We start from the raw sequence: 13,467 nt of genomic DNA, 5'->3' as shown, positions 1-13,467 counted from the left end.
CTTAGGAAACGGCTTTATCAGAGCTAGAACGTTTGCCCGCCGGGGAAATTTACCGAGGCGCCCTCGCCGCCTAAATTTTGCCGCCGATCACTCGTTCTTCCCTGATAGCGAAGGCCTCAACTGACTGAGATGGCAATGACAAAACCACGTTCGAAAAAGGCGCTGTACATCGGCCTGCCGCTGGCACTGGCCATCGGGGCCGGGGCCGGTTTCCTGGTCTGGGATCACTGGTTCAAGGGCAATGCCGGCTACCCGCTGGCGGTGATCAAGCAGGCCAACGAAATGCAGGACCGGCTGCTGTCGTTCGACAGCCATATCACCGTGCCCGTGGATTTCGGCACCGCCGGCAACGAGGCGGACAAGGACGGCGAAGGCCAGTTCGACCTGATCAAGGCGGCACGCGGGCGTTTGTCCGGCGCAGCGTTGACCATCTTCGGCTGGCCGGAAATCTGGAACGGCCCCAACGCCCCGCACAAACCCACCGACGGTTTTGTCGAGGCCGCGCGCAACGAACAGGAAGTGCGCTACAAGATCATCAGCGGCATGGTGCGCGACTTCCCCAATCAGGTCGCCATCGCCTACACCCCGGATGACTTCCGGCGCCTGCATGGCGAAGGCAAGTTTGCGATCTTTATCAGCATGCTCAACGCCTACCCGCTGGGCAACGACTTGAACCAGTTGGACCTGTGGGCGGCGCGCGGCATGCGCATGTTCGGCTTCAGCTATGTGGGCAATAACGCCTGGTCCGACTCATCGCGACCACTGCCGTTTTTCAATGATTCCACCGACGCCCTTGATGGCCTGTCGGACATCGGCAAACAAGCGGTGCACCGCCTCAATGACCTGGGGGTGATCATCGATGTGTCGCAAATGTCGACCAAGGCGCTGGAGCAAGTGGCGCAATTGAGCCGCACGCCGATGGTGGCGTCCCATTCGGCGCCGCGCGCCTCCGTGGATATCCCGCGCAACCTGAGCGACAAAGAGCTGCAACTGATCAAAAACAGTGGCGGCGTGGTGCAGATCGTAGGCTTCTCTGCCTACCTGCGCCCGCTGAGCCAGCCGACCCAGGACAAACTCAACGCCCTGCGCGCACGCTTCGACCTGCCGCCGCTGCCTAACCTGGCCGTGGCGCTGATGCCGGGCGACGCGATCATCGCCGCCTGGCCGGAACACAAGTTCGGCGAGTACGCCAGCGCGCTGTACGGCATCCTCGATGAAGAACCGAAGGCCACCCTCAAGGACCTGGGCGATGCCATCGACTACACCGTGCGCAAGATCGGCATCGACCATGTCGGCCTGTCGTCGGACTTCAACGATGGCGGCGGCGTCCAGGGTTGGAACAACGTCGGCGAAATACGCAACGTCACCGCCGAACTGATCCAGCGCGGTTACTCCGAAGCCGATATCGCCAAGCTGTGGGGAGGCAACTTCCTGCGGGTGTGGGACCAGGTCCAAAAAGCCGCCAAGCCCTTGGCCAACCGCTAATCATCTAGAAGCCCGTCCATGACCGACCGCCGTACCTTTCTCAAGCAGGCTGGGGTATTTGCCGCCAGCCTGCCACTGGGCGCCGCCCTGCTTCCGCAGGCCATCGCCGCCAACGCAGCAACCGATGACCCATGGACGGGACTCAAGCAACTGTTCAACCAGGACCCGGACTACCTGCATTTTTCCAACTTTCTGGTGGCAACTCACCCCAAGCCGGTGCGCGAGGCCATCGAGCGCTACCGCGCGCAGATCGACCGCAACCCAGGGCTGGCCATGGACTGGGACCTGCAGGAAACCTGGAAGCGCGAAGGCCAGGTGCGCGAGTGGGCTGGCCGCTACCTGAAGGCTACACCACCGCAAATCGCCCTGACCGGAAGTACGTCCGAAGGCTTGGCAATGATTTATGGCGGGATCAAGGTGCGGCCTGACCAGGAGATCCTCACCACCGTCCACGAACACTACGCCACCGAGTTCAGCCTGGATTTCCGGGTGCGCAAGGAGCAGACCCAGGTCCGCAAGATTCGCCTGTTCGACAACGCCAACCGCGTATCGGTCGACGAGGTGCTGGGCAACATCCAGCGTAATATCCGCGCCAACACCCGCGTACTCGGCATGACCTGGGTGCAGTCCGGCAGCGGCGTGAAGCTGCCCATCGGCGAGATCGGCAAGCTGGTGGAAGAACACAACCGCAACCGTGACGACAAGGACCGCATCCTCTATGTGGTGGACGGCGTGCACGGTTTCGGCGTGGAAAACCTCGACTTCCCGGACATGCACTGCGACTTTTTCATCGCCGGCACCCACAAATGGATGTTCGGCCCACGCGGCACGGGCCTGGTCTGCGCCCGCGACCCGCAAAACAACGACGTGACCCCGATGGTGCCGACCTTTTCCGAAGACAAGGACTTCGCCACCCGCATGACCCCGGGCGGCTACCACGCCTTCGAGCATCGCTGGGCGGCGGACGAGGCCTTCAAGCTGCACCTGCAACTGGGCAAGGCGCAGGTGCAGGCGCGGATTCACGCACTCAATACCGAACTGAAAGAGCAATTGCTGGCCCACCCGAAGATTGAACTGGTCACCCCGCACAGCCCTGAACTGTCCGCTGGCTTCACCTTCTTCCGCGTCAAAGGCCAGGACAGTGATGCCGTGGCGGCCTACATGATGAAAAACCGCGTGGTGATCGACGCGGTGGACCGCGATGTCGGCCCGGTGATCCGCACCGCTCCCGGCCTGCTCAATTCCTCCGCCGAGATCCAGCGCTTCATGACCTTGCTGAGCCAGCGGGCGTGACGCACACCTTTTCCCCTTTGAATGAGAGGCCCACATGAACAAACCCCTCACGGCCCTGGCGCTCACCGCCCTGTGCGGCGCCTTGCTGCCCAACCTGGCCCAGGCCGCCGCGCCGCAACCCGGCAAGGTGTTCAAGGATTGCAAGGACTGCCCGGAAATGGTGGTGCTGCCCGCCGGCACCTTCACCATGGGCACGCCCGAGGATGAAGTCGGCCGCGAGCCGGATGAAGGCCCGATGCATGAGGTGACCTTCGCCAAGCCATTCGCCATGAGCCGCTTCCACATCACCGCCGGCGAATGGGACAGCTACGTGCGCCAGACCGGCGTGAAGATCGCCGATGGCGACACCCGCCCCGGCCGCGAATGCATCGCCAGCAAGCCGCGCTATCCCCAAGGCCCGCGTCAGCCGGCGGTGTGCATGGACATGGACGACATCAAAAGCTATGTGGCCTGGCTGTCGAAAAAGACCGGCCAGCAGTACCACATGGTCAGCGAGTCCCAGCGTGAGTACGCCGCGCGCGCCGGTTCTACCGGGCCGTTCCCCTTCCCGTTCGATGAAGGCAAGGACTACAGCATCGCCAAGCACGCCAATACCTATGGCCCCGCAGATGGCTACAGCTACTCGTCGCCGGTCGGCAGTTACCCGCCGAATGCGTTTGGCATGTACGACATGCATGGCAACGTCTACGAACGAGTGGCCGACTGCGAACACCCCAACTACATCGGCGCGCCTACCGATGGCAGCGCGTGGATGGAGCCTAACTGCGAGGGCTACATGATCCGGGGCAATGACTGGGGTGAGGCGCCGGTATTTTCGCGCTCGGGCAATCGCAACACCATCTATCCGCAGACGCGGGGGGATTGGATTGGGTTCCGCGTAGTGCGCGACCTGTAACACCCAGGAGATTTAATGTGGGAGCAAGCCCGCTCCCACATTCTTAACCGTGCCCGCTTAGATTCCCTTCTGCGCCAACAACGCCAGCCCTTCATGCAACGCCGGGAACAGGCTGTTGTTGAAGTTGTTCCAGCGCAATTCGAGGATGGTGTCTTCCGGCGTGATCTCGGTCTTGAGCACGTCGTGGAACACTTCACCCGAATCAATGCCGTTGTCGACGTAGTGGAACGAGGCACCGGTGAGGTACAGCGGTTCCGAAGGCGTGGTGGCCTTGGTCGCCCAATCCGTAACCGTCAGACCACGTGCGCCATACAAGGCGTTCCAGGTGGCGTAGGCACCACGGCGCTCGTACGGCGATTCAATACGGGTAATGCCCGGATGGATATTCATGATGCGCCGGGCAAACGGCGCACCGGGGCGCACCAGCTCATCCAGGATCACCAGCAGGCCGTCCAGTACCACGATATCGGCCTTCAATTCCACCAGCGTGTCATGCAGGCGGCGTTCGAAATCCTGCTTGCCGGCGATATGTTCCGCACTGCCCCGTGGCAGGCGTCGATAGGTCGACGGCACGCTCAGCAGCAAGTCATTGACCAGCCGCCCCTGCACGCGCAGGTCGGCCGGATACAGCCACTGGCGCCCCGGCTGGTAGGCAAAACCGTAGTCGGCCACCAATTGCTGATCCCGCGGGTTCTGCTCGTCATCGTCATACACCACGCCCACCAGGTTGTAGGCCTCGCCCAGCGGCGTGTCGTTCAGCGCCCCCGCCAGGGATTCCAGCACCGACATCATGTAGCGCTCATGATCCTTGTAGGCCACCGGCTGCCCGGCCTTGTCGGCCGCGGCATTGCGCAGGGACCACACGTACACCAGATTCTTTTTCGTCATTGTTTCGCTCTCGCTGGATAGATCAGGCACGCCAATACGCGTGCGCCTACACCACAAGAACGAACCAGCCCCCGTGCAATTTATCCACCCCCGCCACCGCCCGGCACACCGAGCTAAATAGTCGCGCCAATCCTTCGTTTGTCATGGGTAAGGGTCTGTGTGCCCAGCCCCCTCTTTTTTCACTTTCCGGGAAGTATTTATGACCGACCCCAAGCGCGGCGCCTTCAACGGTCTGCTCGCATTGCTCAGGCCCTTTCGCACCATCGTGACGGTCTCCGTCGCCCTGGGCATGGCCGGCGGCCTGGCCATCACGTTGCTGCTGGCGACGATCAATAACGCCCTGCACTCTACGACCGGGATGACGCAGGGGGTGATCCTGACGTTTGCGGCGCTGTGCCTGTTGGCCCTGACCAGCTCGATCGTCTCGGATATCGGCACCAACTACGTCGGCCAGCGAATTATCGCGGCCCTGCGCAAGGACCTGGGTGAAAAGGTGCTGTCGGCGCCCATCGAACAGATCGAACAGTACCGCTCCCACCGCCTGATTCCGGTGCTGACCCATGACGTCGACACCATCAGTGACTTTTCCTTCGCGTTCACTCCGCTGGCCATCGCAACGACGGTGACCCTGGGCTGCCTGGGCTACCTGGCCTACCTGTCGGTGCCGATGTTCCTGATGATGGTGGTCGCCATCATCATTGGCAGCAGCGTGCAATTCATCGCCGGTGCCAAGGGCATTCGCGGTTTCGATGAGGCCCGCGACCAGGAAGACGAGCTGCAACGCTACTATTCCGCAATCGCCTCGGGCGCCAAGGAATTGCGCATCCACCGGCCCCGCCGCTACCGCATGAACACCCACCGCATCCAGGAAACCGCCGACCGCATCAGCGATATCCAGGTGCGCTCGGTGAACATCTATATCGTCGCCAAAACCTTCGGCTCGATGCTGTTTTTCGTGGTCATCGGCCTGGCCCTGGCGATGCAGGCCTACAGCCCCAACCCGGACCCGGCGGTGATCACTGGCTTCGTACTGGTGCTGTTGTACATGAAAGGCCCCTTGGAGCACGTGGTGGGTTACTTGCCAATCATCGGCAAGGCGCGGATTGCGTTTGCGCGTATCACCGAATTGTCCGACCGTTTCTCGTCGCCCGAACCCCACCTGTTGATGGATGGCAGCGAAGCCCCCACGCCAGTAGTCAACAGCCTGGAACTGCGCGGCGTCAGCTACAGCCCGCCGCCGGTGGAAGGCAGCCAACCGTTCCACCTTGGGCCGATCAACCTGAGCATCAAGCAGGGCGACATCGTGTTTATCGTGGGCGAGAACGGCTGCGGCAAGACCACCCTGATCAAGCTGTTGCTGGGCCTGTACCAACCCCAGGCCGGGGAAATTCGCCTCAATGGCGAAACCGTGACCGATCCGGCGCGCGACGACTACCGCCAGTTGTTCACCACGGTGTTTGCTGACTATTACCTGTTCGATGACCTGGTCCAAGGCAGCGCCACCCAGTCACTGGACAGCGCGACCAAGTACCTGGAGCGCCTGGAAATCGCGCACAAGGTCAGCGTCAAGGACGGCGTGTTCAGCACCACCGACCTGTCCACCGGCCAGCGCAAGCGCCTGGCTCTGGTCAATGCCTGGCTGGAAGAACGGCCGGTGCTGGTGTTCGACGAATGGGCCGCCGACCAGGACCCGGCCTTCCGCCGCGTTTTCTATACCGAGTTGCTCCCGGACCTCAAGCGCCTGGGCAAGACCATCATCGTGATCAGCCACGACGACCGCTACTTCGACATCGCCGACCAGTTGGTGCGCCTGCGCGCCGGCCAAGTGGTGCACGAAATGGAACCGGCGTGAATTTCTTTTCCGGTTTCTGCAGGTAGGAACGTCTCACTAGTGGTAATGAGAACCAACCCCAACAAATATTTAAAATCTGCCCACTAAATACCTAGAAGAGAATTCACCCATGCCAGCAACATTTGGTCTGAGTCCCTTGAGCAAGGCACTCTCCATGCGCCGCCTCTTGAACACCCACGTGCTACCTGGCGCGATTGCCGTTGCGCTGACGCTGCCAGTCGCCGGTTATGTTCAGGCGCAGGAGATCGAGCTGAATGTCCCTGCACAGTCGCTGGGTAGCGCTCTTCAAGAATTTGGTAAGCAGGCCAACCTGCAAGTGCTGTACAGCCCGACCGACGTCGAAGGCAAACGCAGCCACAAGGTCAAGGGCAAGTTGCAGCCTGGCCAGGCCATGACCACGCTGCTGACCGGCACCGGCGTGGACTTCGACCTGCAAGGCAACACAATGACACTGACTGCCGGCCGCTCGTCCGCCCTGGAGCTGGGCGCCACCCAGGTGACCGCCAACCAGCTCGGCACCATTACCGAAGGTTCGGGTTCCTATACACCCGGAACCATCGCGACCGCGACCCGCATGGTGCTGACGCCACGGGAGACGCCGCAATCGATCTCGGTGGTGACCCGCCAGGCCATGGATGACTTCAACCTCAAGTCGATCGACGACGTGATGCGCCATACCCCCGGCATCACTGTTGCCGCGTATGACAGCGAACGCACCAGCTACTTCTCCCGTGGCTTTGCCATCCAGAACTTCCAGTACGACGGCATTCCCATCCTGCAAGACGCCCAGTATTCGTCCGGCCACACCCTGACCGACACAGTGATCTACGACCGCGTCGAAATCCTCAAGGGCGCGACCGGCCTGCTGACCGGCGCCGGTGGCCCTGGCGGCACCATCAACATGGTCCGCAAGAAGCCGACCTCGGAATTCAAGGGCTACATCGACCTGGGCGCCGGTTCCTGGGACAACTACCGCTCGGAAGTGGATGTGAGCGGTCCGCTCACCGAATCCGGCAACGTGCGCGGCCGTGCGGTGGCGGCCTACCAGGACAAACACACGTTCCTCGATCACTACCAGCGCAAGACCAACGTGTACTACGGCATCCTGGAATTCGATCTGGCGCCGGACACGCTGCTGACCGTCGGCGGTGACTACCAGGACAGCGACCCACAAGGCTCCAGCTGGTCAGGGGCAGCGTCGCTGTATGATTCCGAGGGCAACCGCATCAGCACCTCGCGTTCGTTCAACAACGGCGCCAAGTACAGCAAGTGGGCCCAGTACACCCGCACCGGGTTCGCGACCCTGGAACATACGTTCGATAACGGCTGGGTTGGCAAGGCGCAGTACAACCACCAGATCAACGGCTACAAGGCACCGTTGTCCGCCCTGCTAGCACCGAACGCAGCCACCGGCAAGGCTTCGCTGCTTACGCGTACCTACAATGGCGAGACCACCAGCGACACCGGCGACCTGTACGCCACCGGGCCGTTCAGCCTGTTCGGCCGCGAGCATGAACTGGTGGTCGGCGCCTCGGTCTCGCGCTCCCGCTGGCTGGGCCGCGACTACACCAACGCCACCAACTACAACAACAGCCACGATTACTTCGATTGGGACGGCGACGCACCCAAGCCTGACCGTGGCCCGCAGACCAAGCGCAACGACGAGCTGACCCGCCAGAGCGCCCAGTACATCACCGGCCGTTTCAGCCTGGCCGATGACTGGCACCTGATCCTGGGTACCCGAGTCAACAACTACGAGGTCAGCGGCACCAGCCAGGTCAAGGACACCGGCAAGGTCGTGCCTTACGCCGGCCTAACCTACGACTTCACCGAGAACCTCTCGGCCTATGCCAGCTTCACCGAGATCTACCTGCCTCAGGACGACTACCGCGACCGCAACAACAAGCCGATCGAACCGGATGAAGGCAAGAACTATGAGGTCGGCTTCAAGGGCGAATTCTTCGATGGCCGCCTCAACGCCAGCCTCGCCTACTTCGAAGTACACGAGAAAAACCGTGCCATCGACGACAATGACTACATACCCGACAGCTACCCTGGTCTTGACTACGCGTCCAAGGGCACCGAGGCCAAGACCAAGGGCTATGAAGCGGAAGTCTCCGGCGAGCTGGCCCCCGGCTGGCAGTTGCAGGCGGGCTACACGCACAAGATCATGCGCGACAAAGACGGTGAAAAACTCTCGACCTGGGAGCCGGAAGACCAAATCAACCTCTACACCAGCTACAAGCTGACCGGCGCCCTCGACAAGCTGACCCTGGGCAGCGGCGTGCGCTGGCAGGGTACGGGCTGGAAGGTGCTGACCAACAACTACACCACCGGCAGCCAGGATAAACTCTCCCAGGATCCGCTCTGGCTGGTGGACCTGATGGCCCGTTACCAGGTCACCGAGAACGTATCGGCCAGCCTCAATGTCAACAACATCTTCGACAAGAAGTACTACACCAACATCGGCTTCTACAATTCGGTCTACTACGGTGACCCGCGTAACATCATGCTCAGCACCCGCTGGAACTTCTGATGCATAGACGCTAGCGGTTCCAACCAAGCCCCTGGCCATGCGCAATGACCAGGGGCTTTTTAGTGCCTGCCTGCCCGTACACCCGGCACAAAAAAGCCCCTGGCCGTAGAGGCCAGGGGCTTGGGTTGCTGCCGACCGTTACTTCATCGCATCGGCGAAGCTCTGCACAAACGCAGCGTTATCGATGATGCGATCGTGGGTGGAGTCGATCAGCACCGACTGTTGGACACACCCCTGGCCCACCACCTGCTCCATGGTCGCTTCAATCAATTGGCGATGCTGGCCTGCACGGCTGCCGGCGGCCCACCAGCAGCGGATCGGCGCCTTGAGCGGTTTGAAGTCGGCGTCCTTGAGCCGCTGGCCCAGGGTGCGGTCTAGCTCCCAGGAGATCTGCGCTTCATCCCCTTCAAGCAAGCTTGCCTTGATTTCCCGGAACGTCTCGCCCAACGCCTCTTCAGCCCAGGCGCCCAGTGCCTGCCATTGCTGCGCTTGATCACTGAAGAATGCCTGGCTGTCCAACCAGGCGGTGTGGATCTGCTGGCTCGACGCCGGGAACATCACCTGCAACAGTTCAACGCGGCGCTGGTTGACCGACAGATCATCGTCATCCGCAATCACCGCTGCGTCCCAGTAAGCCTTGAGCCAGTAAGGCGGCGAAGCATCGATCCAGCCGACCACTTCCACCTCACGCCCGGCTTGCTCCAAGGCATAGGCGACTTCCATGGCCAGGTTACCGCCCATGGACCAGCCCGCGAGACGATAGCGACCTTCGGGCAACGCATCGAGCAATTGCCCGGTGTAGTCCTCGACCATCGCTTGCCAGCTCGGTACGGCGCTGCCCTCCTCGGCCAACGCGCGGCAGATCACGCCCATCACCGGCCGTTGCTCGCGCAGTGCCAGGCCGATGGCCTTGTAGCAATGCACCGAACCGTAGCTTGGGTGGAACAGGAACAGCGGCGTGCCTTCGGTCTGGCTGTTGAGCTTGACGATCAGCGACTGCCCCGCGCCGTTGCCCAGGCAATTCACCTGCCCTGCGACCGTGGGGTTAAGCATCAATTGGCTGACCGACAGCGTCTTGCCGGTGGCCTTGCGGATGCGTTCCTTGAGCATCAATACCAGCAGCGAGTGACCGCCCAGTTCAAAGAAGTTGTCATCCAGGCCAACGCGCTCGACATCCAGCACCTCGCCCCAGATCGTTGCAAGGCGCTGTTCCTGCTCGGTGTGTGGCGCGCGGAACACCTGCTGGTGCTGAGACGCGTCGGGCTTGGGCAAGGCCTTGCGGTCCAGTTTGCCGTTCGGGCTCAGGGGCATCTGTTCCAGCAACACCCACTGCGCCGGAACCATGTAGTCGGGTAAATGCGCCGCAAGGTGCGCACTGAGCGGTTCGCGCCAGTGCTCACCGGGCGCTTGCAGTACAAGATAGCCGACCAGATGCTTGCCATCGACCACCTGCACCGACGCCTCTTGGACTTCAGCGGTTTCGAGGATGCGCGCTTCGATTTCACCCAGTTCAATACGCAGGCCACGCAACTTGACCTGGTGATCCAGGCGCCCGAGGTATTCGATCACACCGTCGGCGCGCTGGCGCACACGGTCACCCGTGCGGTACAAGCGCTCGCCCGACTCGAACGGCGAGGCAATGAAACGCTCAGCAGTCAACGCGGGACGGCGGTGGTAGCCGCGCGCCAGGCCCAGGCCGCCCAAGTACAACTCGCCCGCCACGCCGACGGGGACCGCTTGCAACTGGGCATCCAGCACGTAAGTCTGCAGATTGGCGATCGGCTGGCCGATGGGTACCGTGTCGCGTTGTTCATCGACGCAGGTCCAGTGGGTCACGTCGATGGCGGCTTCCGTCGGCCCGTACAGGTTGTACAGGCTGGCCGCAGGCAATTTGGCAAAGACCTGTTGCTGCGCGTCCACCGGCAACGCTTCACCGCTGCACACTATGCGGCGCAAGCTCTGGCAACTGGAGACGGACGCGTCCTGCATGAACGCCTGCAGCATCGATGGCACAAAGTGCAGCGTCGTCACCTGTTCGGCGTTGATCAGCGCCACCATCCTCGCCGGATCACGGTGATCCCCCGGCGCCGCGACCACCAGGCGCGCACCGGTCATCAACGGCCAGAAGAACTCCCAAACCGACACGTCGAAGCTGAACGGTGTCTTCTGCAACACCGTATCGCGAGGGGTCAAGTGGTAGGCCTCTTGCATCCAGCACAAGCGGTTGGTCAACGCCGAATGGCGGTTGCCCGCGCCCTTGGGCTGGCCGGTGGAGCCGGAGGTGTAGATCACATACGCGAGGTTCTCGCCGTCCAGCGCAAGGCCGGGATTGGTGTCAGGGAAGTCTTCGAACCCAGAGTCGCCCAGCAACAGGCATTCGATGCCTTCGGCACGCGGTAGTTGTTCCAGCAGGTGGGACTGGGTCAACAGCAGTTTCACGCCGCTGTCTTCAAGCATGTACGCCAGGCGCTCAGGCGGGTAATCCGGGTCCAGCGGCACATAGGCACCGCCGGCCTTGAGCACGGCGAGCAGGCCGACCACCATCTCGATGGAACGCTCCACGACCAATCCGACCAACACGTCCGGACCGACGCCAGCCTGGATCAAGCGATGGGCCAGGCGGTTGGCGCGCCGGTTCAAGTCGGCATAGCTCAGGCGCTGCGCGGCGAAGACCAGTGCGGGGGCATCCGGCGTCTGCGCAACCTGCGCTTCGATCAATTGATGCACCGGCTGTTGTGGATAGTCGCGCGCCGTGGCATTCCATTGCCTTACGAGGGTCTGCTGTTCGACAGGCTCCAGCAGCGGCAACTGGCTGACCCGCTGTTGCGGATCATCCAGCATGCCCCACAACAGGTTCTGCCAATGGGCCAGCATGCGCTCGAGAACGGCGGGGGCAAACAGGTCGGTCGCGTACGTCAGGGTGGCGTGGATACCCTCCGCCGAAGCCTGGGTGTCCAGGCTCAGGTCGAACTGCGCGGTCTGGCTGCCCCAATCCAGCCCTTCTACGCGCAAGTCCGGCAGTGACTGCCCCGACGTCATCAGCCCCGCCTCACTCTGGTGGTTGAACATCACCTGGAACAGCGGGTTATGGCTGAGGCTGCGCTCTGGTTGCAGGGCCTCCACCAATTGCTCGAACGGCAGGTCCTGATGGCTCTGGGCGTCCAGGCTGCGGCGCTTGACCTGCTGCAACAATTGGCCGACAGAGAGCTGCCCATCGATATCCGCCTTGAACACCTGAGTGTTGACGAAGAACCCGACAAGGCGTTCCACCTCAACCCGGCTGCGGTTGGCGATTGGCACACCGACGCGGATGTCCTGCTGGCCACTGTAGCGGTACAGCAGACTCTGGAAAGACGCCAGCAACACCATGAACAACGTGACGCCTTCACGCTGCGCCAGAGCATTGAGCCCGGCCGCCAGCGCGGGCGGCAATTCAAGTTGCAGGCTGGCGCCACGGTAGCTTTGCACCGCCGGCCGCGCATTCGCAGTGGGTAGTTCCAGCACCGGCTGTTCGCCGCCTAACAGTTGCTGCCAATACGCCAATTGACGTTCGCGCTCGCCCGCCGCCATCCACTGGCGCTGCCAGTGCGCGTAATCGGCGTATTGCAGCGCCAGTTCCGGCAACTGCGGCGTCTGGCCCTGGCTGTAGGCGGCGTATAGCTGTACCAACTCGTCGACCATCACTTGCATCGACCAGCCGTCTGTCACGATGTGATGCTGCACCAGCACCAGCACATGTTCATCGTCAGTCAGGCGCAGCAAGGTAACGCGCAGCAGTGGGCCACTCTGCAAGTCGAAGGGCCGGGCAATCTCGGCTTCGACCTGCTGTTGAAGATGGGCGGCGTCGGCATCTGCCCGTGCAATCACCAGCGCAGTGGCTGGGCGAATCACTTGAACCGCACGCTCGCCGTCCTGGTGGACCTGGGTACGTAAGCTCTCATGACGCATCACCAATGCGTCGAAGCTGCGCTGCAAGGCCTGTTGATCCAAGTGCCCGTTCAGGCGCAACACGCTGGGAATATGGTAAGCCGCGCTGTGCGGGTCCAGTTGCCAAAGGAACCACTGGCGTTCCTGAGCAAACGACAGCGCCAACGGCTGGTCACGCCCGACCGCCAGCATCGGCGGCGCCAGCGTCTGGTCCGCAGCCTGCAAGGCCAACACAAAGCCTTCCAACTGCGGCGCCTCGAACAAGGTACGCAAGGCGACCTCTCGTCCAAGCAGTTGCCGCACACGCGAGATCACCTGCATGGCCAGCAACGAATGCCCGCCCAGCTCGAAGAAGTGATCGTTCAAGCCGATACGCTCGGCCCCCAACACCTGCGCCCAGATCGCCGCGACCTGCTGCTGCAACGGCGTTACCGGCTCAACCCAGACGCCTTGCAACTGCGCGGTGTCCGGCTGCGGCAAGCCCTTGCGGTCGAGCTTGCCGTTGGGGGTCAGCGGCATCTGCGCCAGGAACATGAAGTGCGCGGGCACCATGTAATCCGGCAGATGGGTTTTCAGCGCACGGCGCAAGGT

Annotated in this window: 7 protein-coding genes; 5 read left to right on the top strand and 2 right to left on the bottom strand. The window is 62.3% G+C overall.

Annotation, left to right across the window (positions count from 1 at the left end):
• Nucleotides 1-135: 135 nt before the first annotated feature.
• Genes pvdM through EJ576_RS28970 form a run of 3 tightly spaced genes read left to right on the top strand, consistent with a single transcriptional unit; the run spans nucleotide 136 to nucleotide 3,673 of the window.
• Nucleotides 136-1,485: a pyoverdine-tailoring dipeptidase-like protein PvdM gene (pvdM, locus tag EJ576_RS28980; RefSeq protein WP_122726220.1), complete on the top strand. Its 1,350-nt coding sequence runs from the start codon at nucleotides 136-138 to the stop codon at nucleotides 1,483-1,485.
• Nucleotides 1,486-1,503: 18 nt separating this feature from the next.
• On the top strand, nucleotides 1,504-2,778 hold the full coding sequence (locus tag EJ576_RS28975; protein WP_126571706.1) for an aminotransferase class V-fold PLP-dependent enzyme: 1,275 nt from the start codon (nucleotides 1,504-1,506) through the stop codon (nucleotides 2,776-2,778).
• Between the two features lie 34 nt (nucleotides 2,779-2,812).
• A complete protein-coding gene (locus EJ576_RS28970) occupies nucleotides 2,813-3,673 on the top strand; it encodes a formylglycine-generating enzyme family protein (RefSeq protein WP_123476673.1) in 861 nt (286 codons plus the stop codon).
• A gap of 57 nt (nucleotides 3,674-3,730) precedes the next feature.
• Here EJ576_RS28970 and EJ576_RS28965 read toward each other — a convergent pair whose 3' ends face one another.
• Nucleotides 3,731-4,561 (bottom strand): N(5)-hydroxyornithine transformylase PvdF, encoded by an 831-nt coding sequence (locus tag EJ576_RS28965; RefSeq protein ID WP_123476671.1) that lies wholly within the window; start codon nucleotides 4,559-4,561, stop codon nucleotides 3,731-3,733.
• Nucleotides 4,562-4,760: 199 nt separating this feature from the next.
• On the opposite strand from EJ576_RS28965, the gene EJ576_RS28960 reads away from it, so the two are divergent.
• The gene (locus EJ576_RS28960) at nucleotides 4,761-6,413 is read left to right on the top strand and encodes a cyclic peptide export ABC transporter (protein WP_016977212.1); all 1,653 of its coding nucleotides are present in this window, start codon (nucleotides 4,761-4,763) and stop codon (nucleotides 6,411-6,413) included.
• A 154-nt stretch (nucleotides 6,414-6,567) separates the two neighbouring features.
• The gene (locus EJ576_RS28955) at nucleotides 6,568-8,949 is read left to right on the top strand and encodes a TonB-dependent siderophore receptor (protein WP_122726227.1); all 2,382 of its coding nucleotides are present in this window, start codon (nucleotides 6,568-6,570) and stop codon (nucleotides 8,947-8,949) included.
• A 138-nt stretch (nucleotides 8,950-9,087) separates the two neighbouring features.
• On the opposite strand, the gene EJ576_RS28950 is transcribed toward EJ576_RS28955, so the two are convergent.
• The coding region (locus EJ576_RS28950) for a non-ribosomal peptide synthetase (RefSeq protein WP_126571705.1) at nucleotides 9,088-13,467 on the bottom strand (4,380 nt) is incomplete at its 5' end.

This window comes from Pseudomonas sp. C 49-2, from assembly GCF_003970195.1.
GTDB lineage: Bacteria > Pseudomonadota > Gammaproteobacteria > Pseudomonadales > Pseudomonadaceae > Aquipseudomonas > Aquipseudomonas canadensis.
This window is presented reverse-complemented; position numbering and strand designations above follow the sequence as displayed.